This is a genomic window from Mesorhizobium sp. CO1-1-11, from assembly GCF_020164995.1.
In the GTDB taxonomy this organism is placed as follows: Bacteria; Pseudomonadota; Alphaproteobacteria; order Rhizobiales; family Rhizobiaceae; genus Mesorhizobium; species Mesorhizobium australicum.
Genome location: NZ_JAIUHE010000020.1, coordinates 1 through 24045 on the forward strand (window position 1 = coordinate 1; position 24045 = coordinate 24045).

Annotated in this window: 20 protein-coding genes and 1 tRNA gene; 4 read left to right on the plus strand and 17 right to left on the minus strand. The window is 63.4% G+C overall.

All coding sequences use genetic code 11. From position 1 onward, the window contains the following. Window positions 1–237 precede the first annotated feature (237 nt). The 4 genes from LB554_RS22210 to xylF form a co-directional block, all read right to left on the minus strand. A complete protein-coding gene (locus tag LB554_RS22210; protein ID WP_224586968.1) occupies window positions 238–1860 on the minus strand; it encodes a CHASE domain-containing protein in 1623 nt (540 codons plus the stop codon). Between the two features lie 140 nt (window positions 1861–2000). Continuing rightward, window positions 2001–2825 carry an ATP-binding cassette domain-containing protein gene (locus tag LB554_RS22215; protein WP_224586970.1) on the minus strand — a complete coding sequence of 275 codons (825 nt, stop codon included), beginning with the start codon at window positions 2823–2825 and terminating at the stop codon, window positions 2001–2003. An 11-nt stretch (window positions 2826–2836) separates the two neighbouring features. Then, complete coding sequence (locus tag LB554_RS22220; protein WP_015315390.1) at window positions 2837–4189, minus strand: sugar ABC transporter permease; 1353 nt, start codon at window positions 4187–4189, stop codon at window positions 2837–2839. A 237-nt stretch (window positions 4190–4426) separates the two neighbouring features. Then, window positions 4427–5467, minus strand: a complete 1041-nt coding sequence (xylF, locus tag LB554_RS22225; RefSeq protein WP_224586973.1) for a D-xylose ABC transporter substrate-binding protein — start codon at window positions 5465–5467, stop codon at window positions 4427–4429. A 264-nt stretch (window positions 5468–5731) separates the two neighbouring features. Between xylF and LB554_RS22230 the strand changes: the two genes are divergently transcribed. After that, window positions 5732–6967: an ROK family protein gene (locus tag LB554_RS22230; RefSeq protein ID WP_224586975.1), complete on the plus strand. Its 1236-nt coding sequence runs from the start codon at window positions 5732–5734 to the stop codon at window positions 6965–6967. 2 nt (window positions 6968–6969) lie between these two features. On the opposite strand, the gene phoB is transcribed toward LB554_RS22230, so the two are convergent. From phoB to LB554_RS22270, 8 genes are all read right to left on the minus strand, one after another. Further along, window positions 6970–7659 carry a phosphate regulon transcriptional regulator PhoB gene (gene phoB / locus LB554_RS22235; protein WP_010911896.1) on the minus strand — a complete coding sequence of 230 codons (690 nt, stop codon included), beginning with the start codon at window positions 7657–7659 and terminating at the stop codon, window positions 6970–6972. A gap of 19 nt (window positions 7660–7678) precedes the next feature. Continuing rightward, entirely contained in the window at window positions 7679–8386 is a 708-nt protein-coding gene (gene phoU / locus LB554_RS22240) for a phosphate signaling complex protein PhoU (protein WP_224586976.1), read from the minus strand. Window positions 8387–8411: 25 nt separating this feature from the next. Further along, complete coding sequence (pstB, locus tag LB554_RS22245; RefSeq protein WP_015315386.1) at window positions 8412–9215, minus strand: phosphate ABC transporter ATP-binding protein PstB; 804 nt, start codon at window positions 9213–9215, stop codon at window positions 8412–8414. Beyond that, window positions 9212–10063 carry a phosphate ABC transporter permease PstA gene (gene pstA / locus LB554_RS22250; protein ID WP_224586978.1) on the minus strand — a complete coding sequence of 284 codons (852 nt, stop codon included), beginning with the start codon at window positions 10061–10063 and terminating at the stop codon, window positions 9212–9214. Before pstA ends, pstB begins: the two co-directional genes overlap by 4 nt. A 3-nt stretch (window positions 10064–10066) precedes the next feature. Further along, window positions 10067–11050, minus strand: a complete 984-nt coding sequence (pstC, locus tag LB554_RS22255) for a phosphate ABC transporter permease subunit PstC (RefSeq protein ID WP_224586980.1) — start codon at window positions 11048–11050, stop codon at window positions 10067–10069. A 66-nt stretch (window positions 11051–11116) separates the two neighbouring features. Beyond that, a complete protein-coding gene (gene pstS, locus LB554_RS22260; RefSeq protein WP_224586982.1) occupies window positions 11117–12172 on the minus strand; it encodes a phosphate ABC transporter substrate-binding protein PstS in 1056 nt (351 codons plus the stop codon). Window positions 12173–12702: 530 nt separating this feature from the next. Then, the gene (locus LB554_RS22265; RefSeq protein ID WP_224586984.1) at window positions 12703–17253 is read right to left on the minus strand and encodes a PAS domain-containing protein; all 4551 of its coding nucleotides are present in this window, start codon (window positions 17251–17253) and stop codon (window positions 12703–12705) included. Between the two features lie 610 nt (window positions 17254–17863). Beyond that, complete coding sequence (locus LB554_RS22270; protein WP_224586986.1) at window positions 17864–18100, minus strand: hypothetical protein; 237 nt, start codon at window positions 18098–18100, stop codon at window positions 17864–17866. A 269-nt stretch (window positions 18101–18369) separates the two neighbouring features. Here LB554_RS22270 and LB554_RS22275 point away from each other — a divergent pair, with 269 nt between their 5' ends. After that, on the plus strand, window positions 18370–18585 hold the full coding sequence (locus tag LB554_RS22275; RefSeq protein ID WP_140720378.1) for a hypothetical protein: 216 nt from the start codon (window positions 18370–18372) through the stop codon (window positions 18583–18585). A 101-nt stretch (window positions 18586–18686) separates the two neighbouring features. Here LB554_RS22275 and LB554_RS22280 read toward each other — a convergent pair whose 3' ends face one another. The 4 genes from LB554_RS22280 to LB554_RS22295 all read right to left on the minus strand — a co-directional run bounded on the left by LB554_RS22280 (window position 18687) and on the right by LB554_RS22295 (window position 20840). Continuing rightward, on the minus strand, window positions 18687–19052 hold the full coding sequence (locus LB554_RS22280; protein WP_140712699.1) for a hypothetical protein: 366 nt from the start codon (window positions 19050–19052) through the stop codon (window positions 18687–18689). A 796-nt stretch (window positions 19053–19848) separates the two neighbouring features. Beyond that, a tRNA-Glu gene (locus LB554_RS22285) sits at window positions 19849–19923 on the minus strand. An 89-nt stretch (window positions 19924–20012) separates the two neighbouring features. Further along, on the minus strand, window positions 20013–20420 hold the full coding sequence (locus LB554_RS22290; protein ID WP_224586988.1) for a VOC family protein: 408 nt from the start codon (window positions 20418–20420) through the stop codon (window positions 20013–20015). Window positions 20421–20456: 36 nt separating this feature from the next. Further along, a complete protein-coding gene (locus LB554_RS22295; RefSeq protein WP_015315377.1) occupies window positions 20457–20840 on the minus strand; it encodes a hypothetical protein in 384 nt (127 codons plus the stop codon). A 26-nt stretch (window positions 20841–20866) separates the two neighbouring features. Here LB554_RS22295 and LB554_RS22300 point away from each other — a divergent pair, with 26 nt between their 5' ends. Both LB554_RS22300 and rpoH read left to right on the plus strand, forming a co-directional pair. Beyond that, window positions 20867–21922 carry an RluA family pseudouridine synthase gene (locus tag LB554_RS22300; RefSeq protein WP_224586990.1) on the plus strand — a complete coding sequence of 352 codons (1056 nt, stop codon included), beginning with the start codon at window positions 20867–20869 and terminating at the stop codon, window positions 21920–21922. Window positions 21923–22110: 188 nt separating this feature from the next. Continuing rightward, window positions 22111–23022: an RNA polymerase sigma factor RpoH gene (gene rpoH, locus LB554_RS22305; RefSeq protein WP_015315375.1), complete on the plus strand. Its 912-nt coding sequence runs from the start codon at window positions 22111–22113 to the stop codon at window positions 23020–23022. Between the two features lie 86 nt (window positions 23023–23108). On the opposite strand, the gene LB554_RS22310 is transcribed toward rpoH, so the two are convergent. After that, window positions 23109–23981 (minus strand): MBL fold metallo-hydrolase, encoded by an 873-nt coding sequence (locus LB554_RS22310; protein ID WP_224586992.1) that lies wholly within the window; start codon window positions 23979–23981, stop codon window positions 23109–23111. Window positions 23982–24045: the final 64 nt, after the last annotated feature.

The window sequence follows — 24045 nt, forward strand, 5'->3', positions numbered from 1 at the left end:
GGTGGGTGGGTTGGTCGGCGGCGGCAAGGGTGCCCTGATCGGCGCAGCCGTCGGTGCCGGATCCGGCCTGCTGGTTCGCAAGCTGCGGAACGGCCGTTGCGTGTATCGTGATCGTCACGGCACCTACACGGCCCGCTGCAACTGATTCAACGATAACAAGACCAAATCCGGAGGCCCTTGGGCCTCCGGATTTTCGTGGATGGGAGGCTGCCGCTGGGTCCCTCTGATGGGTGGGTTTCAGCCGGCCAGTGGAATTTTGATTTCCACCTTGAGGCCATCGGCCTGAAAATCGCGTCTGATCGTGCCGCGCAGCTCGCGCGTGACATTGAGATCGATCAGCTTGGTGCCGAATCCCGTCCGCGATGGCGCCTGTACCCTCTTCTTCCCCGCCTCCCGCCAGTTCAGCGCCAGCGTCCGCTCGCGCCCCCGCCCTTCCAGCGACCAGTTCACCTTGAGAGCGCCAACGAAATTGCCGGCTTCGCCGTATTTCAGCGCGTTGGTGGCGAGTTCATGAAAGGTCAGGCCAAGCGCCTGCGTCGTTGTTTCATCGAGCAGCACCTCCGGGCCTGACAGGAGCCCGTCCGGCAGTTCCTTGCCGAACACCTGGCCAAGCTCGATGCGCAGCAGATCGGCAAGGTCGGCTTTCTGCCAGCGCGAGCGCGTCAACATGTCCTGCGAGGCGGCCATCGCCTGCAGCCTGGCCGAGAAGGAAGCGGAAAACTCATTGACGTCGGTTGCCCGCGAAGCCGTCTGCCGCGCGATCGCCAGCACCCTGGTGATGGAGTTCTTGATGCGATGCTTCATCTCCTGCAGCATCAGGTCCTTTTCGAGCAGGCTTTTTTCCGTCGTCTCGTGCAAGGCCGACACCGCGTCATAGGCTCGCTCCTGATAGCGCGCCACCAGCGCGATGGCGCCTGCCAGGAGCAGGCCGAACAGCCCCAGCATCACGGGGATGGCGCGCGAAGAGGGTTGCGAGAAGGCGCTGGTTGGCCTGAACAATACGGTCCACGGGCGTCCGGCCACGGTCATCTTGCGGGTGACCAGCAGCCGGTCTCCCAGGGATGAGGCCGGTGGCGTCTCCGAGCGGAACAACAGGTTGTCGCCGTTCACCGCTCCATCATAGATCTCGGTGTTGACCGGCAGCAGCGGCGCACGGCTGAGCGCGATCTGGAACAGGTCCCGGGCCCGAAAGGCCGCATAGAGAAAGCCGGCGGTCGAGGACCGCGATGCGTTGATGACCTCCGGTGCCGTTTCCACATTGAGCCGCACATAGACCAGGAAGCCAGTGAACGTCTGCGCCACGCCCGTGCCCTGGCCGAGTTGGACCAGCCCGCTCGCATGCTGCTGGTCGTCGGCCATGGCTTTTTCGATCGCCGCACGCCGCACCGGCTCGCTGAACATGTCGTAGCCGATGATGGTCTGGTTGGACGGATCGAGCGGCTCGAAAAGCGCGATCGGCGTGCGCCAGGCCTGCGTCGTATCCGGATAGACCGGATGACTGGCGCCGAAATCGTGGAGGAGGTCGCGTTCCACCGCTGCCTCGTCGCCCGTCCTGACCAGCCGCAGGAAGCCGATGCCTCGCAGGCCGGCGAAATTGTTGTCGACATCCAGCGCCTTGAAGAATGCCTTGAACTCGTTCTGGGAAATATCGCCGTTGCGCGCGTCGAACAGGGCCTGTGTCGAGCGCAGCAGCGACAGGTGCAGGTCGATGCGGCTCTCGATCCGGTTGAGGGCGTCATCGGCCGCCCCTTCGAACTTGATGCGGGCGGCTTCCTGCGTCGCGAAATAAGCGAACCCCGCCATGGTCATGCTGATCAGTGCAACGGCAATGAACGCGACGATTGGAAAAAGCTTCTTCAACGGATGATGCGGTCCATGAGCAAAACAGGACCTTTTATGGGCAAGTCGCCGGGCCAACACAATGGTCAGGCCACACCATCGTGATCACTGGCATATCACGTGACCGGCAACGGGGCGTGCCCGAAGCGGCCTGACCGGCCTCAGGCGGCGATCTTCAGCGCGCCCGGCCCCGGTATGGCACCTGGAGGACATTTGCCCAGGATGATCATCCCAAGCACCTCGTCCTGCGTGACGTCAGTCGTGCGGGCGGTACCGACCACCTGGCCATTCTTCATCACGCAGACACGGTCGGCCAGCTCGAACACGTCGTGGATGTCGTGGCTGATCAAGAAGATGCCGATGCCATCGGATTTGAGCTGCCTGACCAACTCGCCGACCTGGGCGGTTTCCTGGGGCCCAAGTGCCGCCGTCGGCTCGTCCATGATCAGGATGCGGGCATTGAACAGGATCGCGCGCGCGATCGCCACCGATTGCCGCTGACCGCCCGACAGCTTGATCACCGGTTCCTTGAAGCGCTGGAAGCGAGGATTGAGCCGCCCCATCACCTTGCGCGCCTCGGCCTCCATGGCGACGTCGTCGAGCGTGCCCCAGGCGGTCATCAGTTCGCGGCCGAGGAACAGGTTGGCGGCGGCATCGACATTGTCGGCCAGCGCCAGCGTCTGGTAGATCGTCTCGATACCGTATTTCTTGGCGTCGCGCGGGTTGGAAATCGCTGCCTCCTCGCCATTGACGAAGATCTGGCCCGCATCGCGCTTGTAGGCGCCGGACAGGATCTTGATCAGCGTCGACTTGCCGGCGCCGTTATGGCCGAGCAGCGCCACGACCTCGCCGGGGAAAAGATCGATCGAGGCGTCGTCGACTGCACGGATGCCGCCGAAGGCGATCGAGATGTTGCGCATGTCGACCAGCGGCGTGCCAGTGGGCGCAGTTGCGAGGGCCGTCACGGGAGCGGTTTTGTCAGCCATGGTCGTATCCCCTAAACCCGCTTGCGATAGACGGTGTCCAGCCAGACGGCGATAACCAGCACGGCGCCGACGACGATGCTCTGCAACGGCGAATCGACGCCGAGCAGCACCATGCCCGACTGCAGCGACTGCATCAGCAATGCACCGAGCATGGCGCCGATGATGGTTCCCGAGCCGCCGGCAAGCGAGGTGCCGCCGATGACGGCCGCGGCAATGACGAGCAGCTCATCCAATGTTCCCAGCACATTGGTGGACGAGTTCTGCCGGGCCGACGAAATGGCGGCGGCGATCGTGGCCAGCACGCCCATGATCATGAACACCTTCATGGTGATCCAGCGCGTGTTGATGCCGGCGAGATTGGCCGCTTCCGGATTGCCGCCGATAGCAAAGACATAACGGCCGAAACGGGTGCGGTTGGTGATGAAGGTCATGACCAGACCGACGGCGACCGCCATCAGCACCGGTATAGCGATGCCGTGGGCGATGAACAGCCCGCCCTCCGGCACGGTGATGTTGTTGGCGGCCGCGTACCGGTTCACGATCCCGATCGGCCAAGGATAGGAGTTGGCCAGCCAGACCGCGCCCATGATGACGGCGCAGGTGACGACGCCGAGCAGCGTCTCGGCCCAGATCGGCCGCAGCGGGAAGCGGAAGCGCTTGCGCTGAACCCGCCCGTTGAACAGCGCGAACACGACAGCCAGGCACGCGACGATGCCGACGACCCAGCTCCAGGTGGCGCCGATCGATCCGGCCGGTCCGCCGCCCATCAGCTGGAAAGTTGCGTCGAGCGGCGCCACCGTCTGGCCTGACGTGACCCACCAGGCGGCCCCACGCCAGACCAGCAGGCCACCCAACGTGACGATGAAGGCCGGCACTTCGAGATAGGCGATGACGAAGCCCTGGAAGGCGCCGATCAAAAGCCCGAGCGCCAGACCGATGACCAGTGCCAGGACCCAGATCCATGGGTTGCCGAGTTCAAGTCCTACGAACCGAACCAGGAAATGTACCTGCGCAAAGCCCATGACCATGCCGATCAAGCCCTCGGCGGAACCGACGGACAGGTCGATGTTGCGCATGACGATGACCAGCACCATGCCGCAGGCCATGATGGCGACCGCGGACGTCTGCACCGACAGGTTCCACAGATTGCGTGGCGTGAGGAACGTGCGGCTGTCGAAATCGAGCGGATTGACGCCAAGACGCAGGCTCGAAATCACATGCAGCGCGACCCAGATCAGCAGCAGCGCGCCGATCATGCCGAGCATGCGGGTGTCGATCTCGGTCGCCTTCAGGAAACGCGCGACCGCGCCGAGTTCCGACGCACGCGCCGTATCGGCCTGCGAGGTTGAGGTCGTGTCGGTCATGATGTTCTCCCAGCGGCTTGCCGTCTGACGCGGAGCCGGACCAGAGCCCAGAAGTTAGCCGCCAGCGGCGGAAACACAAATCTTGTCGGGAACACGCCGCGGCTTGGAAGCAATTCCAGGAAAAGTGCGTAGCGGTTTTTCGTCCGGAATTGCGAAAACAAGGAAATTGGAACGGCCAGTGTTCAGAACACTGACCGTTCCACGCCGCGGCGCTTCCGACTGTTCAGGCGATCAAGCTCAGTTGCAGGCCGCGACGCTGCCCGCGGCAACGCCCGTGCAGACTTCGTCCTTCTTGATCCAGCCGGCGTCGATGACGAGGTTGAGATTGTCCTTGGTGATGGCCACCGGGGTCAGGAACAGCGACTTTACGGTGTTGCCGCCAGGCGTCGTGAAGTCCTTCACGCCGGCGATGTCGGTCATCTTCTTGCCGTCGGCGAGTTGCGAGGCGATCTCGGCGGCGTTCTTGCCGAGTTCGCGCGCGTCCTTCCACACCGACACGGTCTGGGTGCCGAGCGCGATGCGGTTGAGCGCGGCGTGGTCGCCGTCCTGACCGGAGACCGGCACGGTGCCGGCGAGCCCCTGCGCCGTCAGCGCCGCGACCACACCGCCGGCGGTGCCGTCATTGGCGGCGACCACGGCGTCGACCTTGTTGTCGTTGGCGGTGAGGAACTGTTCCATGTTCTTCTGGGCGTTGGCGGGCAGCCAGCCGTCCGTATAGGCTTCGCCGACATTCTTGATCTTGCCGCTGTCTATTGCCGCTTTCAGCACTTCCATAGAGCCCGAGAACAGGAAGTCGGCATTCGGATCGGCGCCCGAGCCCTTGATGAAGACGTAATTGCCCTCAGGCTTCACCTTGAACACTTCGCGGGCCTGCATGCGGCCGACTTCCTTGTTGTCGAAGGTCAGGTAGAAGACGTCCTTGTTCTCGATGAGGCGGTCATAGCCGACGACCGGAATGCCCTCGTCGAGCGCCTTCTGTACCGCCGGGCCGATGGCCGACGCGTCCTGCGCCAGGATGATCAGCGAATTGGCACCCTGCGAAATCAGGCTCTCGACATCGGTCAGCTGCTTGCCGGGATTGGACTGCGCGTCGGCGGAAATGTACTTGTCGCCCGCGGCCTCGATGGCCTTCCTCATGGCCGCCTCGTCGGTCTTCCAGCGCTCCTCCTGGAAGTTGGACCACGAAACGCCGATGACCTTGCCCTTCGCCTGCGCGACCGACGCCAGCGTCAGCGACATGGCGACACCCGCCAGAATGGCGACTGTGAATCTCTTCATGATATCCTCCCTGCGCCCGCGTGTGGCGCGACCAAACTGGCCCTAAGGCCGGCACAAAGGCCCTATTTTTTCGAGCCTCGAAAAAACACTCGTCCATCGCCGGAACACTGTCAACATCGATTCTGACGGATTTTGAGGTGCCGGAAGCCTTTTTTCGAGCCCCGCAATAAATAAATGACAGCCCCAGCCGCTTCTGCCAGTATTCGGCCCGTTGCCGGAGGTGTTCGAGGGGGCGTCAAGAACCGCGGCGACGGGGAGGAAATCATGTCGGTCGGAATCCGCCACGACGATCTGCGCCGGCGCAACCGCGCAATGGTGATTGGAGCCGTGCGCCGGGGTGGCCAGCCCTCGCGCACCGAGATCGCCGCCACCACCGCCCTGAGCCACTCGACCATATCGGCGATATCAGCCGACCTGATCGGCGAAGGTATCCTGAGCGAAGGCAAGCCGAACGAGGCCGGCTCACTGAAACGCGGCCGGCCGCAGGTGGGCCTTTGTCTCAACCCCGAGGCCGCGGCGGTCATGACCGTGGTGCTGTCGCTGAATTTCCTCTCCGTCGCCGTCATCGACTACGCCGGCCAGGTGATATCGGAGGAGCAGCGCCGGCTGGACACGCTGACCATGTCGCGCGAGGCGCTGATCGGCGAATGCGTGGCCATCGTCCGCCGCCGCCTCGAGGATCCCGACCTTGACGTCGCCAGCATCGCCCGCATCGCGCTGGCGATCCAGGGCATCACCGACACCGAGGCGCGCGCCATGCTGTGGTCGCCGATCACGCCACAGACGGACATTGCCTTCGCCGACATACTCGAAGCCGAATTCGGCATCCCCGCCACCATGGAGAACGACTGCAACATGATGGCGGTGGCGCTGCGCTGGCGCGACCCCGAGCGCTACCGCGACGACTTCATCGCCATCCTGCTCTCGCACGGCATCGGCATGGGCCTGGTGCTGAAGGGCGATCTGTTCACCGGCACCCATTCCTCCGGCGGCGAGTTCGGCCACATGATCCATCGCCCGGGCGGCGCGCTCTGCCGCTGCGGGCGGCGCGGCTGCGTCGAGGCCTATGCCGGCAACTATGCCATCTGGCGTAATGCAGGACAGATGGGTGAGGACGCCAAACCGGTCGACGTCAGCGACGCCGACATGCGCGCATTGGCGGCCACGGCGCGCGAAAGAGACGGACCGGAGCGCGAGGCCTATCGCAAGGCCGGCGAGGCTCTGGGCTATGGCCTTGGCAGCCTGTTCGCGCTGATAGACCCGGCGCCCGTTGCGATGGTCGGCGTCAGCGCCGCCGCCTTCGACCTGATCGAGCCGGCCCTGCGCGAGGCCATCGCCCAGACCGCCGGCGGCCAGCATTCGAAATCGATTTCCTTCGATACAGAGCCGAACGAATTGCCGCTGATCCGCGAGGGCTGCGCCATGCGCGCGCTCACCTTCGTCGACCAGGAGATCTTCGCGCCGGGCGTGCAGGTGAGATCCGGCAAGAACGTGGCCTGATCTCAATCCTCGCGGATTGCGTAGCCCGCGCCACGGATGGTGCGTATCACATCGGGCATGCGGCCATTGTTGACCGCCTTGCGCAGGCGGCCGACATGCACATCCACAGTGCGCTCGTCGATGTAGATCGTCTCGCCCCAGACATTATCGAGCAACTGGCTGCGCGAGAACACGCGGCCAGGATGGCGCATCATGAATTCGAGTAGCCGGAACTCGGTCGGTCCGAGCCGGATCTCGCTCTTCTTGCGATAGACCCGGTGCGATTCGCGGTCGAGCACGATGTCGCCGACCTTGAGCACGCTGGACAGCACTTCCGGTTTGGCGCGGCGCAGCAGCGCCTTGACCCGGGCCATGAATTCTGGCGTCGAGAACGGCTTGACCAGATAGTCGTCGGCGCCGGTCGAGAGGCCGCGCACGCGATCGCTCTCCTCGCCGCGCGCCGTCAGCATGATGATCGGCAATCGCTCCGTCTCGGGCCGCATGCGCAGGCGCCGACAGAGTTCGATGCCGGAAACCGCCGGCACCATCCAGTCGAGCACCAGCAGGTCGGGCACGTTTTCCTGGAGGCGGATCTCGGCTTCGTCGCCGCGTGTCACCACCTCGACCTGGTAACCCTCGGATTCCAGATTGTAGCGGAGGAGCACGCCCAGCGGCTCCTCGTCCTCCACCACCATGATGCGTGGCGCGATCATCGATCGATCATCCCTGCCATCAAGCCGCAGGCATCGACAGCGCCGTCTCGTCCTGCTTCGGACGGTTGGCGGGCAATTGCGTGCCGGTCAGCACATAATACGCATTCTCGGCGATGTTGGTCACATGGTCGCCGATGCGTTCGAGATTCTTGGCGCAGAACAAAAGATGCGTGCAAGCCGTGATGTTGCGGGGATCCTCCATCATGTAGGTCAGGAGTTCGCGGAACACCGAGGTGTATTTGACGTCGATGCGTTCGTCGTCATTCCTGAGCTTGGCGAGGGCGGCGGCATCGCCGGCCGCATATTCCTCGACCACGCCCTGCACCTGGATCAGCACCAGCTGCGCCATGGAGTCGATGGAATGCGACAGGTCGCGCGGCGTGGCGGTGAGGCCGACGGAGCCGACGCGCTTGGCGATGTTCTTGGCAAGGTCGCCGATGCGTTCGAGATCGCCCGCCATGCGGATCGAGCCGACGACATGACGCAGATCGTCGGCCATCGGTTGGCGCTTGGCGATCAGGGTGATGGCGCGATCATCGAGTTCGCGCTGGCGTGCGTCCATGATGGCGTCGTCGGAGACGACGCGCTGTGCCAGCGCATTGTCGGAATTCAGCAGCGCCTTGGTGGCGCCGCCGACCATCGTGCCGGCGAGATCGCCCATGTCGCTGATCAGCCTGCTGATCTGTCCGAGATCCTCGTCGAAGGCTGCGACTGTGTGTTCGGCCATGATCCTGGTCCTCGTATGCGTGAGATCAGCCGAAGCGGCCGGTGATATAGTCCTGCGTGCGCTTCTCGCGAGGCGACGTGAAGATCTTCTCGGTCTTGTCGAATTCGACCAGCTCGCCAAGATACATGAAAGCCGTCTGCTTCGAGACGCGCGCGGCCTGCTGCATGTTGTGGGTGACGATGACGATCGTGTAGTCGGCCTGCAACTCGTCGATCAATTCCTCGATCTTGGCGGTCGACAATGGGTCGAGCGCCGAGGCCGGCTCGTCGAGAAGGATGACCTCCGGCTTCACCGCCACGGTGCGGGCGATGCAAAGCCGCTGCTGCTGGCCGCCCGACAGGCTGAGGCCGCTGGCGTTGAGCTTGTCCTTGACTTCGTTCCACAGCGCGGCGCGTTTCAACGCCTGCTCGACACGGCCGTCCATCTCGGCCTTGCCGATCTTCTCGTAGAGGCGGACGCCGAAGGCGATGTTCTCATAGATCGACATCGGGAACGGCGTCGGCTTCTGGAACACCATGCCGATCTTGGTGCGCAACAGGTTGAGGTCCTGCGAGCGGTCGAGAACGTTCTGGCCGTCGAGCAGCACCTGACCCTCGGCGGTCTGCTTGGGGTAGAGCTCGTAGATGCGGTTGAAGACGCGCAGCAGCGTCGACTTTCCGCAACCCGACGGTCCGATGAAGGCCGTCACGCTGCGCTCGGGCAGCGACAAGGTGATGTCCTTCAGCGCCTTCGACTGGCCGTAGTAGAAATTGAGGTTCTTGACCTCGATCTTCGCCTTGGCGGCTGCCTCGGCGGCAATCGTCATGTCTGGAGACAACATCTGGCTCATTTGTCCTCTCTGCGTCCGGTCAGGCTGCGCGCAAAGATGCTGAGCGCGAGAACCGTCAATGTGATTATGAGTGCGCCGGTCCAGGCCAGTTGCTGCCATTCCTCGTAGGGGCTGAGAGCGAACTGGAAAATGGTGACCGGCAGGCTGGCCATCGGCGCGTTGAGGTTGCTCGACCAGAACTGGTTGTTCAGCGCCGTGAAAAGAAGTGGCGCCGTCTCGCCGGAGATACGGGCGATCGACAGCAATATGCCGGTGACGATGCCGGACAGTGCCGCGCGGTAAGCGACTGACTTGATGACCACCCAGCGCGGTGCGCCGATCGCGGTGCCGGCTTCGCGCAAGGCGTTCGGCACCAGGTTGAGCATGTCCTCGGTGGTGCGCACGACCACGGGGATGACCAGGATGGCCAGCGCGACGGCGCCGGCGATGGCTGAGAAATGCCCCATCGGCCGCACCATCAATTCGTAGACGAACAGGCCGATGATGATCGACGGCGCCGACAGCAGGATGTCGTTGATGAACCGTACGACGGTGGTGAGCTTCGAGAAACGACCGTATTCGGCCATGTAGGTGCCGGCCAGGACACCGATCGGCGTGCCGACGATGACGGCGATGACGGTCATCACCACGCTGCCATAGATGGCGTTGAGCAGGCCGCCCGCATCGCCGGGGGGCGGCGTCATCTGCGTGAAGACATCAAGGGAGAGCCCGGCCGCGCCTTTGTAGACCAATGCGCCGAGGATCAGTGCCAGCCAGGCAAGCCCGATGCCCGCGGCGACGACGCACAGCGTCATCATCACCGAGTTTCTGGTCTTGCGGCGGCTGTGAAGCGACGAGGCTGTCGACATCGGTCAGGCTCCGGTGCGGGCGTCGATGCGCATCAGCATGTAGCGTGCGATGGCAAGGATGAGGAAGGTGATGACGAACAGGATCAGGCCGAGCGCCACAAGCGACGACGTGTAGAGATCGCCGACGGCTTCGGTGAATTCATTGGCGATGGTCGCGGAGATTGTCGTTGCCGGCGCGAACAGCGAGGTCGAGATGCGGTGCGCGTTGCCGATGACGAAGGTCACCGCCATGGTTTCGCCAAGCGCGCGGCCGAGGCCGAGCATGACGCCGCCCATGATGCCTATGCGGGTGTAGGGGATGACGACGCGGCGTGTCACCTCCCAGGTCGTGCAGCCAATGCCATAGGCGGACTCCTTCAGCACCGGCGGCACCGTGTCGAACACATCCTTGGTGATCGAGGTGATGAAGGGCAGCACCATGATGGCGAGGATCAGCGACGAGGTCAGCAGGCCGATGCCGTAGGGCGGACCGGCAAACAGGCTGCTAAGACCGGGAATGCCATGGAACACGCTGATGATGAATGGTTGCACTGTCGTCTGCAGGAACGGTGCCAGCACGAACAGGCCCCAGATGCCGTAGATGATCGAGGGGATGCCGGCCAGCAGTTCCACGGCCATGCCGATCGGGCGCCGGAGCGGACGCGGGCAAAGCTCGGTGAGAAAAATGGCGATGCCGATACCGAGCGGCACAGCGATCAGAATGGCGATGGCCGAAGTGATGATGGTGCCATAGATCGGCGCCAGGGCGCCGAATTTCTCGGTGACGGGATTCCAGCTCTCGGTGGTCAGAAAGGAGAAGCCGAAGGTCGACAGTGCCTGCCAGGAACCGGCGAACAGCGAGATAGCGACGCCGCCGAGCAGCACCAGCACGAGAATGGCGGCGGCGCGGGTCAGCCCATGGAAGATCGAATCGGTCAACGCGAACCGTCTGACGGTGGCTTCGCGTGAACCTCGAATGGCTGGCAAGGCTTCCTGGGCAGCGCTCATGTCAAGCTCGGCTCTTTGTGTTGATTGAAAAGGAGCGCCGCGGGGCGGCGCTCCTCCAGAAAGATATTACTCGCCGGCGTAGACGGGCTTGCCGTCGGCCTGGATGTCGGCCTTCCACGAAGCCTTGATCAGGTCGACGACGCTGTCGGGGATCGACACATAGTCGAGCGCCTTGGCGGTTTCCTTGCCGTCCTTGTAGGCCCAGGCAAAGAACTTGAGCGCTTCGCCGGTGGCCGCGGCATCGTCCGGGGTCTTGTGGATCAGCACCCAGGTCGAGGCAGCGATGGGCCAGGTGGCGTCGCCCGGCTCGTTGGTGATGATGACGTTGAAGTTCTTGGCGCCCTTGAAGTCGGCGTTCGAAGCAGCCGCGCCGAAGGATTCGAGCGACGGCTCGACGACCTTGCCGGCGGCGTTCAGCATCTTGGAGTAGGAGAGATTGTTCTGCTTGGCATAGGCATATTCGACATAGCCGATGCCGCCGTCGGTCTGCTTGACGGTGTTGGCAACGCCTTCGCTGCCCTTGGCGCCGACGCCGGTCGGCCACTCGACGGCCGTGTCCGAACCAACCTTGTCCTTCCAGTCGGGCGAGAGCTTCACGAGGTAGTCAGTGAAGTTGAAGGTCGTGCCCGAGCCGTCCGAACGATGAACGACGGCGATAGCGGTCGACGGCAGGGTGAGCGAGGGGTTCAGGGCCTTGATCGCGGCATCGTCCCAGGTGGTGATCGCGCCGAGATAGATCTGGGCCAGCGTCTTGCCGTCGAGGACGAGTTCGCCCGGCTTGATGCCCGTCAGGTTGACGATCGGCACGATGCCGCCCATCACCATCGGGAACTGCACGAGGCCGTTCTTTTCGAGATCGGCGTCGGACATCGGCTTGTCGGTGGCGCCGAAGGTCACGGTCTTGGCGATGACCTGCTTGATGCCGCCGCCCGAGCCGATCGACTGATAGTTGAGGCCGATGCCGGTGTCCTTCTTGTAGGTGTCGGCCCATTTGGCGAACACCGGATAGATGAAGGTCGAGCCGGCGCCGGAAAGGTCAGCTGCCATTGCTGCGGAAAGGGTGAGGGTGGACGCCGCAGCCATTGCAATCGCAACGGCCGCCGAGCGGATGAAATGTCTCATGTGGCCTGCTCCTGTTCGGAAGATGGTCTCTCGGCGCCACTTCTTGCCGGCGCCGCTGAGGCCAATAGCCTTCGATTATAACAGTCGCATGACAGTTTCATGTCAGCCCGGTAACGCGTTGCCGGCAACGCGAAAGACGCTGATCTCGGGCGCTCGCGGCGCGGTCCGAGTTTGCCGCCGGAATCAGGGGCTTGAGCCGTCCGACGGCTGGAATCACCACGGACTCGACCAGGCTTTCCCAAGTGAAGAAAATCCGGACGGGAGCGCGTTGCTCGCAGCCAGAGCGTGTCATGGCCGGGCCATCGCCAAAAACAGGTCCGTTGGGGTAGAGTGACACTGTTTCTTGCAGGCGGTCGCTGCTCCCGCCCGTAACTGAGAAGAGCGGAATTCAATTTCGCTATTGTTCCGGCTGGACGCCGCCTTTGATATGGCGCGATCGCACCATAGTCATTGCACGCAGCGGTAGCAGCGAATCTCCCGCTGATTCCTTGATTGCCTCGCCGGGTCCCGCAATCTAGGCGACGCGGGCTCTATCCCGCGTTGCGGTGGACCTGACGGCCGGCGCCGACCCAGCGCTCGACCTTCTCGAGCAGGGCCCTGGGGCTGATCGGCTTGGGCAGATAGTCGTCCATGCCTGCCTCCAGGCAGCGCTCGCGGTCGCCCTTGAGCGCATGCGCGGTGACGCCGACGATCGGCACATGCGTGCCGGTCTCCTGCTCCAGCAGGCGGATCGCGGCCGTCGCTTCGAGACCGCTCATCTCCGGCATCGAGACATCCATCAGGATCATGCACGGATTGAGCGTGCCGAAGGCGTCGAGCGCCTTGCGGCCATTGCCGACGATCTCGAAACCATAGCCGGTCTCGCCGAGGATTTGCGTGAACACCATCTGGTTCACCTCATTGTCCTCGGCCACCAGGATATCCAGCCTGTGCCCGCCGGCCGTCGCGGGCAACCTGGGGCGAACCTGTGGCGGCTGCAATTGCGCGCGCTGCTCGGATGGTGCCAGGGGCGGCGGCCGGGACGCCTCGGGCGCCTCGCCCGCGAGCGGTTGAACGGCGTGGCCGCTGGTGGCGTGGCGATGGCGCTGGATCGTCGCGACCAGCGTTTCCAGGAGCACCGAGGAGCGCGCCGGCTTGATCAGCTGGGCGTCGATGCCAAGATCGCGGTAGCTGGTGTTGGCAAGCGACTGGTCGACCGATGTCAGCATGATGATCGGTGTGTCCGCGAGGCCCTCGGTGTTGCGCACGATACGCGCCATTTCGGCGCCGCTCATTTCAGGCATCTGGTAGTCGAGCACGACGCAGTCGACCTTCACGCCATAAGCTGCCGCGGCGATCAGCACCTTGAGACCTTCGGCGCCGCTTTCGGCCGCGCAGGAATCGAACGTCCACGAGGTCATCTGCTCGGTCAGGATGGCGCGGTTGACGGCGTTGTCGTCGACGATCAGCACGCGTGCGCCCGTCACGTCCACCGGCGTGATGCGCTGCCCGCCCTGCTGCCCGGCCCCTGGCAGCGTCACCGTGAACCAGAAGGTCGACCCCTTGCCTTCGGCGCTCTCGACGCCAATGTCGCCGCCCATCAGGTCGACCAGCCGCGAGGTGATGGCAAGGCCAAGCCCGGTGCCCTCGTGGCGCCTTGTCGAGGACGTATCGACCTGGCTGAATTTCTCGAACACCAGTTTCAGTTTTTCCTCGGGGATGCCTATGCCGGTATCGGTGACCGAGATCGTCAGCCTGGTTCCCGTCGGAACCGGTTCGCCGGTCACGTCGACCAGCACGTGGCCTTCATCGGTGAACTTCACCGCATTGCCGAGCAGGTTGGTGACGATTTGCCGGATGCGGCCGACATCGCCGATGAACAGACTTTCGAGCCGTGGCTCGATGCGCACGATGAGCTCGAGATCCTTTTCCTTGGCCCGTGTCGATACCAGCGTCGCCACGTCCTCGATCGCCTCGGCGAGATTGAAGGGCGACGGGTCGAGCACCAGCTGGCCGGCATCGATCTTGGAGAAATCCAGGATGTCGTTGATGATGGTCAACAGCGCGTTGCCCGATTTGACGATGATGTCGGTGAATGTCTTCTGCTTGGGATCGAGATTGGATTTGGCCAGGAGTTCAGCCATGCCCAGTACGCCGTTCATCGGCGTGCGGATCTCGTGGCTCATATTGGCGAGGAACTCCGACTTGGCGCGGTCGGCGAGCACGGCGCGCCGGCGCGCCTCGCTGAGCTCCGCCTCGCGCTGCTTGAGTTCCGTGATATCGGTGGTCGAACCGATCAGGTAGAGCGAACCGTCGGAGGCGATCATTGCGCCCTTGCGGGCGAACTGATGCCTGACGCTGCCGTCTGGAAGGCGCACCGTCTCCTCGATCTCCTGGGTTTCGCCTGTACGCAGCACGGCGAGATCGCTGGCCACGAAGGCCTCGCCATCCGGCCCGAAGATCTCGACGTCGGTCTTGCCGATCGCCTCCTGCTTGCTGAAGCCGGTGAGATCGCACCAGCCCTTGTTGACATAGAATTGCCTGAGATCGGAGCGCTTGGCGTAGATCGACACCGGCACGTTGTCGATCAGGCTGCGGAACACCTCGTTCTCGCGCATGCTCTCTTCCAGAGCTTGCTCGCGCGCCTTGACATCGGTGATGTCGGTGCTGGAGCCGACCAGATGCACCGATCCGTCCGTGGCCACCAGGCGGCTCTTGCGCGTCATCAACTGCCGCACCGTTCCGTCACGATGGGTGACGGGCTCCTCGACCTCGCGCACATTGCCGTTCGTCACGACATCGGTATCGTCCTGGCTGAAGCCCTCCGCTTCCTCGCCGTTGAACAGCTGACGGTCGGTCCGGCCGATGACGTCGTCCTTGGCGAGACCGGTCAGCGCGCACCAGGCCTTGTTGACGAATTCGATGCTCAGGTCCTGCGCCTTGATGAAGGCGGCTACCGGCAACTCGTCCATGACATGGCGGAAGAGATCGATCTGGCGCATCGAGTCATGAAGCGCCGCCTCGCGGCTCTTGAGGTCGGTGATGTCGACGCGCACCCCGATGAACGTGCCGTCGCCTGTGCGCATGTCGTAGACCTGGTACCAGCGGCCATCGGCATTGAGGCGCTCATAGGAGGAATTCGGCAGACGGTAACGCGCCAGGATGCCGTCAAGCCAGCGTTCGGAATCGCCTTCGTACAGGCTGTCGATCCCAGGATCGCCACTCGAACGGAAATAACCCACCGAATGGCCGAACTCCAGCGCTTCGCGGAAGGTGCGGCCGGGCTGCCAGAAAGGCTTCAGCGCCGGCAACGTATCCTGCAGCCTGTGGTTGGCGAAGACGAACTTGTCGTCGCGGTCGTAGATGATAACCCCCGCCGGCAGCGATTCCAGCACGCTGGCGAGATGCTTGCGCGCATCTTCGGCTTCGGTCTCGCGCCGCTTCATGTCGGAGATGTCGAACAGAAAGCCGGCGACATAGTCGCGGCCGCTTGCCATGCGGACGCGGTTCTTCCTGACGATACGCGAACGGGTGCCGCCGCCGGCCTCGAAGCTTTCTTCCACTTCGTATTGCTGTCCGCCGGCCAGCACCTCGCGTTCGCTGCTTTCGAACAGCGCGACCTCGTCCGGCCCGAGGAAATCGCTTCCCGGCCTGCCAAGCATGGCTTGCGGCGCCTGCTTGAACAGCGCCGCGAAGGCCTCGTTGACGAAGACGAAGCGCAGATTGTCGTCCTTGACGAAGATCGGATCCTTGACCCCGTTGATTACTGCTTCCGCCAGCCGCGCCTTTTCCAGCGCTTCGGCAAGTTCGGCCTCGCGATCCTTCATGTCGGTGACATCGACATAGGAAATGAACCGCTTGCCGCCGGCCAGCGGCGCCATCGACGAGATCAGCGTCCTGCCGTCATTGCGCGGGAACTGCCTCGCTCCAGCTGTGCCGGCTCTGATTTCAGCCTCGCGTTCGGCGACATGCCGCTGCCATGTCGCGTCGTCCGAACCATACGGGTCGATGTCGCGGCTGGCTTCCATCAGATCGCGGAAGCTGCAGCCGGTCTCGGCGCGCCGGGCGTCGATCTGCCAGAAATCGTAAAAGGCGCGGTTGATGACCTCGGCACGCATGTCGGCATCGAGGACAAGAACACCGATCGGCATCTGATCGACCATGGTGCGGAGATTGGCGAAAGTCTCGGCTATCTTGGCGTTGGCATTCTCGATCTCGGCGTCCCGCCGCTTGACCTCGGTGACCTCATAGTAGGTCAGCAGGCGTTTGCCTCCCGACAGAGCCGTGACGGAGAACATCATGGTGCGCCCGTCGGTGTGGGCAAACTCCCGAGGTGCGACGGTGCCGGCCTTGAGCTCTTCGATGCGCGTGGCGAGGTAGCGCTGCCATTGCTCTTCGTCGATGTCGCCATAGATGCCGTTGCGGCGATTGAGTTCCATCAGCAGGCTGAACGGCGCGCCTACCGTCACGGCCCCGTCCGGAATCCTGGAGAGATCGCGATAGGCCTTGTTGACGATGAGCGTATCGAGCCTGGCGTCCAGAAGCACGACGCCCATATGCATGGCATCCATCGTCCGCTCGAGATCGGCGAGATGCTGGACGGCATCGCCGCCAGCCGCCGGCTGCATGGCCTCGAAGGCGCTGGCCAGCGCGGTGACGTTGCGGCCCAGGCCGCGATAGCCGACGAATTTTCCCTCGCTGTCGAAACGCGGGAAGCCTGACGTCAGCACCCAGCGGCAGTCGGGGCGGCCCCCCTTCAGTTCGTAGACGAAGTCACGGAACGGCCGGTGCGCCTGCAAATCCTCCAGATGCGCCGCCGCACCGCGGTTGCCCTTCAGGACCTGGTTGAGAAAATCGAAGCGGAACCGGCCAAGCACCATTGCCGGATCGATACCGGTTGCCGCCTGGTAATCTTGGGAAAGCCAGGAAAAGCGCAGTTCCGCGTCGGTTTCCCAAATCCAGTCCGAGCCCGCTTCGACGAGTTGGCGCAGCGCGTCGGCGCAATCCACGTCGCCGCCGGATGGCCCATCGCCGCCATGCGCGGCTGCCTTGCCGGGCTTGCGCTTGCCGCGCACGCCGATTGCTTCGTCCGATTCCGCCATGCTGTCCCCACCCCGAAAATCAAGGCCGAACCCTCCCTCCGCGGTCCGTCGGCGGAATGTGCCGCAGAAGCATTAACGATCCGCTAACCTTAACGGCGCAACCGGCCTGTTCCTGCTGCGTTATTCCGTCCGGTTGTGGCGCGGAGCAAGGCCGCGCTATAAGCATGCACAGGGGTGTTGCTAATGTACGGACGGATAGGGCCTTTCTTGCTGGGCGTGGCGCTGCTTTTCGGCGGCGGCTGCTCTCGCAGCTATGACGGCACGGTGGTTATTCCGCGGCCGCTCGACGCCAGGCGGATCTGGGACCGGCCGCCGCCCAATGTCGACTACCAGCCGCAGGTCGACAACAGCGCCTTTCCGGGTCCACCCCAGCCTCCCGGACGGTTTTACGAGCGCAGGGTCGTTAAGCCTGCGCCTCACAGACGGTCTCAGACCAGGGCGTCACCGCCCTCTCCTCCGTCATCGGGCCCAGAAAAACAATTGGCATGCAGGAACGTAAGCGCTCCCGGCCAAAGAGTTCGCATGGTTTGCGACTAATGCATAAAAACAAAGACCTAAAGCGCGGCGCCTGAATCCGCTTTGAGGCGACGTGCTTAGGAACGGCTCGGTTCTATAGCGTTGCCGCGCCCTTCTTCGGTTCCTTGGCGCCGAGCTTGTCGAGCGCAAGCCGAACCTGGCGCAGATCGTCCTGCCAGCCGTCATCGTCGCCCATCGGGCTCTCCGACGCCGCCCGTTGCAGCCCGCGCGCCTCGGACTCGATCTTGCGCAATTCGGCGATCTTCTGGTCGGTAGTCAGGGAGCCGTCTTCGACGATCTCCAGTACCCGCATTTCCCTGAACGTGGCCATGGCGCTTCTCCCTGCCTATCGACCACAACGCCGGGAAGCGGCCCCTGTTCCGAAGACTGCCGTTCCCGCGGGAATGCTCGTGGGGTCATTCAGCCGGGAAAAAGGCGGGGCCGACCACACGCACGGTCCGCTGGCCGGCCTCGATCGACTCGAGCTGGGTGGCCGTCGGCAGGCCGATGCGTCGAGCCTGCGATCAATCAGGCGTTACCGGTGTCCGGCACTGAAACCTTGCCCGTACTGCTGCGTTGAAGCGCAAAGGAGAACGCGCGATGTCGATGCATTTCACCGTATCGGAGCTGACAAGAAACCTTTTTCACTCCCTCGGACTGGATCACGGGCGTGCCCCACGGCCGCTCAACCCCGAGCAAAACCTGTTGCTGGAGTGCTATCTGGCCGGGCAGATTCCGGAATCGGCCTGGAGCGACTACGTCTTCGAGACCCCGGATCTGGCACGGCATGCCGAAGCACGGCGCCTGAGCCATTGATCTGCGGCGATCGGGGGAAACGACACCCGACCCGGTTCTCCGGTTCGACGAACACCCGTGCCGATGCCCGCTCCATGGCAGGCGTTCTTTGGGCGCTACCGCTATTGCTTGGGCGAAACGAATTGCTGCGTGAACACGTTGCCGGCAATCCCTTGCGACAGCGCCGGCGATAAACTCAGCGGCGTGCAATTCTTCACCGCCGCTATTGCCGCATCGATGAACGCCTTACGTGCCTTGTCGTCGCCAGCCACCTTGGCGGCGGTTGGTCGCGGCGGCCCTATCAGAGTGCCGTCGCGCTTGAAACTGAAACTCAGGGTTACAGTCGAATCTCCGGCACCGGCAGGCGGTGTCCAGCAGGACTGGATCGCGGTCCCGACATCGTCCATACTGTTGAGCGTTGCGGCCGATGCATATACGACACCTGCCGACATCACACCCGCAATCGCCAGTTTTGCAGCACGTTTCATCGCAAGCCCTCATCGTCACGACGGTCCGGCAACCCGCCGGACTGCTGTGATCGATGGTAGAGCCGACATGGGCAATGACAATATCCCTTGCCAAAAAGTTGTTCGAAGAAAGCCGACTGCGAAGCCGCCCTGGCGCCTGGCCGATGCGAGCCATGTAGCCCGAAAAAGCAAAAAGGCCGGCACGGAGCCGACCTTTCCTTTCCGCCTCGACAACTGCGCCAGTACATCCGTGGTCGCAGGCTGAAAGCGAATTGTCCCCAGTAGACAGGCTATTGGTAAACCAAACCTTAACCTGCCTGCCGTCCCCACCCGCAAGGCTAGGAATAGATGGCCGCGAACTCCATGATTGTCGCGATATGACGGCCTACGCGACGGCCCTGAACTCGGTTTCTGGTATCGTTCCAAGCCCGGCACACTGCGCGCATATCATGGTCTTTCCCGGGCAACCGCTTTGATGTGTCCCGTGCGGGCAGCAATACCCTTTTGAGGTACGCCATCTCGAGCAGTCGAAAACCTTTCCACCGCCATGGCAGTGCGTGCATGTCGTCCCAACAGAGGCCATTCCAAACTCTACCCGACCCGAAACCCGCGTTGCCGCGAAAGCTATTCCCGCACCGCAAGTATCAGGGATCGCAGTGCTTTCAAGCGTCGCGGCTTGACTTAAATTGGGTGGATTCGGGGTATGGGAAGCCCGGGCTCTCGCAGGCTTTGCGTGCTCTTTCGATGTATGCGGAGCCCATGCGGGACGGGTCCGAAACTGCAGGATTGTCTGGAGGTCAACGACAGGACCGTTGCCTGGTACGCCCAAGGGGAATCGAACCCCTGTTCCCGCCGTGAGAGGGCGGTGTCCTGACCGCTAGACGATGGGCGCGCTCAAGAAGGGGCGATATAGGCTGACGGCCGGGAAAAAGCAACTGGGGTTCGGCGGCTTTGCCGCATCGAATGAAAAGCCGCCCCGCGTTACCGTTTCGGCTGGATCAGGTCCCACAGATTGCCATGCAGATCGGCGAAAACCGCCACCGTGCCATAGGCTTCGTGACGCGGCGCCTCGCGGAATTCGACGCCCTTGTCCAGCATCGCTGCATGGTCGCCGGCAAAATCGTCGGTTTCGAGGAAGAGAAAAACCCGGCCGCCGGTCTGGTTGCCGATGCTTTTCCTCTGCGTCTCGCCGGACGCCTCGGCCAGCAGCAGCCTGGCGCCCTGCCCGTCGGACGGCGCGACCGTGACCCACCGCTTGCCGCCGCCGAGATCGACATCCTCCGTCAGCGTAAAACCCAGCCGCTCGACATACCAGGCGATCGCCTCGTCATAGCTGGCGACGACCAGCGCCACGGTCGCGACACGACGGTGTTCGGCGAAGCCGGTCATGTCGGTGGCAAATGTGTTTGCCGCATTGGCGCCGGCCTATTTGTTGCGGATCGCAAAACGGCCAATCAGGCGGCGCTCGGCGATATCGTAGACGAAGATCGCACGGCTGCCGTCGGCAAGCTCGGCGTCGATCGAAAGGCGGCTGCCCGACAGTGACTGACCGACCACCTTGGCGCCAACCGGCAGCACGATGTCCCCGCTGAGCGGTTCGCCGGCGGGCACCTGGACGTCGCCGGCCAGCGGCGGGCTCACCGGCGTTGCCTTGCGTGATTTGTAGACAATCGCCGCGATCACCACCATAAGAGCCAGAAAGAGCAGGCCGAGATTGATGGCCATGAAGCGGATGAGCTTGCCGCGCAGCTTGTCGACTTCGGGGGCGAGCGGCTTTTCCTGCTCTTCATCGGCATCGGGCCGGGCCATGGCAAACATTCCGGAATGGTTTTTCGATGAGCGCTCATAGCGAAGAGGCCCCCGAATTGATAGAGGACCTGTTGATAGAGGCCGCGCCCACCTTGCTGGTCGCCGGCGCGGACGCGGCCGGCCAACGCCTCGATCAGTGGCTGGCGACAGCCCTTGGCCCGGACATGTCACGCAGTCGCGTGCAGATGCTGATCAGGCAAGGCGCCGTCGTCATCGACGGCAAGCCGGTCGACGAAACCAAGCGCAAGATGCGCGCGGGCGAAAATGTGTCGGTCGCCATGCCGGAACCGGAGCCGGCGCAGCCGCAGGGCGAGAACATTGCGCTCGACGTGCTCTACGAAGACGACGAGTTGATCGTCATCAACAAGCCGGCGGGGCTCGTCGTGCACCCCGGCGCCGGCAACTGGACCGGCACGCTGGTCAATGCGCTGATTCATCATTGCGGCGACAGCCTGTCAGGCATTGGCGGGGTGCGCCGCCCGGGCATCGTCCATCGCCTCGACAAGGAGACCAGCGGCGTCATGGTGGTCGCCAAGACCGACCGTGCCCACAAGGCTCTGTCGGAGGCGTTCGCCGACCACGGCCTGACCGGCGATCTCGAGCGCGCCTACCTGGCGCTGGTCTGGGGCATACCGCAGAGGCCGACCGGCACGATCGATGCACCGCTTGGCCGCGCCTCCGACCGGGTTCGCCGCGCCGTCGTGCCGGAAGGCCGCGACGACGCACGCCACGCCGTCACCCGTTTTGCCGTGCAGGAGCGTTTCGGCGAGGGCCAGCGGGAATTCGCTGCCGCTAGCCTCGTCGAATGCCGGCTGGAAACCGGTCGCACCCACCAGATCCGCGTCCACATGGCCCATATCGGCCATCCCGTGATTGGCGACCCGGACTACGGCCTGGCCTTCCGTACCAAGGCCAATCGGCTGCCCGAACCGCTGAAAAGCCAAGTCAAGGCATTCTCCCGGCAAGCTTTGCATGCATGGCTCCTTGCATTTCGGCACCCGACTACCCATCTAACGATGAGGTTCGAAGCGCCGTTACCGGGGGACATGGAGGAACTCGTCGGCGGCTTTCGCAAGCTCTGACCTGCCATCAGAAAACCTGAGTGGCATTGTTCACTTCAGCGTGACACACTGTTTCGTGTTGAACAAATGCCTGTCTTTTCTGGTTTTGTTCCTGTATAAGATCTGTTGTCGCGAGCGAGCCTTTGGTGTTCGCGTCACATGCCTGCCGCGTTTCGGGGGCATCACTCCAATCGAGAGGGGGCGCTATCATGGCCCAGTCATTACCCAGTATCGTTTCCGGTGAAGGCGGCCTCAGCCGCTATCTGGAAGAAATCCGCCGCTTTCCCATGCTTCAGCCGCAGGAAGAGTACATGCTCGCCAAGCGTTACGCCGAGCATGAAGACACCACGGCCGCGCACAAGCTCGTCACCAGCCATTTGAGGCTCGTCGCCAAGATTGCCATGGGCTATCGCGGCTATGGCCTGCCGATCGGCGAAGTGATCTCGGAAGGCAATGTCGGCCTCATGCAGGCCGTCAAGAAATTCGAACCCGAGCGCGGTTTCCGCCTCGCCACCTACGCCATGTGGTGGATCAAGGCCTCGATCCAGGAATACATCCTGCGCTCGTGGAGCCTGGTCAAGATGGGCACGACCGCCAACCAGAAGCGTCTGTTCTTCAATCTCCGCAAGGTGAAGGGCAAGATCCAGGCGCTGGACGATGGCGACCTCAAGCCCGACCAGATCGCCGAGATCGCCACGCGGCTGAACGTTTCCGAGGCCGAAGTGGTGTCGATGAACCGCCGCCTGTCCGGCGACGCGTCACTCAACGCGCCGATCCGGGCGACGGAAGGCGAGTCCGGCGAATGGCAGGACTGGCTGGTCGACGACCACGAAAGCCAGGAAGAGATGCTGATCGAGCAGGACGAGCTGGAAAACCGGCGCGGCATGCTGTCGGGCGCTCTGGCCGTGCTCAACGATCGCGAGCGGCGCATCTTCGAGGCACGCCGCCTCGCCGAGGAGCCGCTGACGCTCGAGGAACTGTCGGCTGAGTTCGACATCAGCCGCGAGCGCGTGCGGCAGATCGAGGTGCGCGCCTTCGAGAAGGTGCAGGATGCGGTCAAGGCCGCCGCCAAGCGCCAGATGCAGGCGCTACGCACCATCGAGGCACAGCCGGCGGCTTAAAGCCGGCTTCGGCCAGGAAATAGCAGGGCGGCGTCAGGAAACTGGCGCCGCCTTTTTTGTACGCCGCAGCAGGAGCCACGGTTGCCTCAAAGCGAATCCAGCGGAAATTTGAGGTAGCGCCGGCCATTGGCTTCCGGCTCCGGCAGCCGCCCGCCATTGATGTTGACCTGCAGCGCGTGCAGGATCAGCCGCGGCATCGGCAATGTGCGATCGCGCGCCTCGCGTAGCGCGACGAACTCGGCCTCTGTACGCGCGGCGACAAGATGGATGTTGGTCGCCTTCTGCGCCCCGACCGTGCTTTCCCACATCGGTTCGCGCCCGCCGGCCTGGTAATCATGGCCGACGAACAGCCGGGTTTCCTCCGGCAAGGCCAGGACGCCCTGGATCGAGCGCCACAACCGCGCGGCGCTTCCACCGGGAAAATCCGTTCTTGCCGTGCCGCTGTCGGGCATGAACAGGGTGTCGTGGATGAAGCCGGTGTCACCGATAACATAAGTGATCGATGCCAATGTATGTCCAGGCGAGAACAGCACCCTGACCGGAAGGGTTCCGATCCGGAAGGTCTCGCCCTCGGCGAACAGCCTGTCCCACTGTGAGCCGTCAGCCCGAAAGTCCGGCCAGTTATAGATCACCTTCCACAGTGCCTGTACGTCGACGACCCTGTCGCCGATCGCCATCGGCGCTCCGGTCTTCTGTTTCAGGTAATGCGCCGCCGAGAAATGGTCGGCGTGGGGATGGGTATCGAGGATCCACTCGAGCTCCAGCCCGTTTTCCCCAATGAAACCGAGCAAGCCATCCGCGCTCTTCGTACTCGTCGCGCCGGATTTCTCGTCGAAGTCGAGGATCGGATCGATAATGGCGCATCGCTTCGTCGCCGGGTCTGCGACGACATACTGGATGGCCCCGGTCGGCTTGTCATAAAAACCGCTGACCTGCGGCTTCGCCAAAGTTATCTGCACGTCCGGCTTCCCCAGACCTAGCCGGCAGGAACGATTTTCTCCGCCGGAACCCACCGTGAGCATG

Excerpts from the sequence above, each read along its gene's own strand:
- LB554_RS22290 (WP_224586988.1), bottom strand. The coding sequence starts at position 20,420 with ATGACCGGCTTCGCCGAACACCGTCGTGTCGCGACCGTGGCGCTGGTC.
- rpoH (WP_015315375.1), top strand. The coding sequence starts at position 22,111 with ATGGCCCAGTCATTACCCAGTATCGTTTCCGGTGAAGGCGGCCTCAGC.
- pstB (WP_015315386.1), bottom strand. The coding sequence starts at position 9,215 with ATGAGCCAGATGTTGTCTCCAGACATGACGATTGCCGCCGAGGCAGCC.
- pstS (WP_224586982.1), bottom strand. The coding sequence starts at position 12,172 with ATGAGACATTTCATCCGCTCGGCGGCCGTTGCGATTGCAATGGCTGCG.
- LB554_RS22275 (WP_140720378.1), top strand. The coding sequence starts at position 18,370 with ATGTCGATGCATTTCACCGTATCGGAGCTGACAAGAAACCTTTTTCAC.
- LB554_RS22295 (WP_015315377.1), bottom strand. The coding sequence starts at position 20,840 with ATGGCCCGGCCCGATGCCGATGAAGAGCAGGAAAAGCCGCTCGCCCCC.
- LB554_RS22230 (WP_224586975.1), top strand. The coding sequence starts at position 5,732 with ATGTCGGTCGGAATCCGCCACGACGATCTGCGCCGGCGCAACCGCGCA.
- phoB (WP_010911896.1), bottom strand. The coding sequence starts at position 7,659 with ATGATCGCGCCACGCATCATGGTGGTGGAGGACGAGGAGCCGCTGGGC.
- LB554_RS22265 (WP_224586984.1), bottom strand. The coding sequence starts at position 17,253 with ATGGCGGAATCGGACGAAGCAATCGGCGTGCGCGGCAAGCGCAAGCCC.
- xylF (WP_224586973.1), bottom strand. The coding sequence starts at position 5,467 with ATGAAGAGATTCACAGTCGCCATTCTGGCGGGTGTCGCCATGTCGCTG.
- LB554_RS22280 (WP_140712699.1), bottom strand. The coding sequence starts at position 19,052 with ATGAAACGTGCTGCAAAACTGGCGATTGCGGGTGTGATGTCGGCAGGT.
- LB554_RS22300 (WP_224586990.1), top strand. The coding sequence starts at position 20,867 with ATGAGCGCTCATAGCGAAGAGGCCCCCGAATTGATAGAGGACCTGTTG.
- pstC (WP_224586980.1), bottom strand. The coding sequence starts at position 11,050 with ATGAGCGCTGCCCAGGAAGCCTTGCCAGCCATTCGAGGTTCACGCGAA.
- pstA (WP_224586978.1), bottom strand. The coding sequence starts at position 10,063 with ATGTCGACAGCCTCGTCGCTTCACAGCCGCCGCAAGACCAGAAACTCG.
- phoU (WP_224586976.1), bottom strand. The coding sequence starts at position 8,386 with ATGGCCGAACACACAGTCGCAGCCTTCGACGAGGATCTCGGACAGATC.
- LB554_RS22220 (WP_015315390.1), bottom strand. The coding sequence starts at position 4,189 with ATGACCGACACGACCTCAACCTCGCAGGCCGATACGGCGCGTGCGTCG.
- LB554_RS22270 (WP_224586986.1), bottom strand. The coding sequence starts at position 18,100 with ATGGCCACGTTCAGGGAAATGCGGGTACTGGAGATCGTCGAAGACGGC.
- LB554_RS22215 (WP_224586970.1), bottom strand. The coding sequence starts at position 2,825 with ATGGCTGACAAAACCGCTCCCGTGACGGCCCTCGCAACTGCGCCCACT.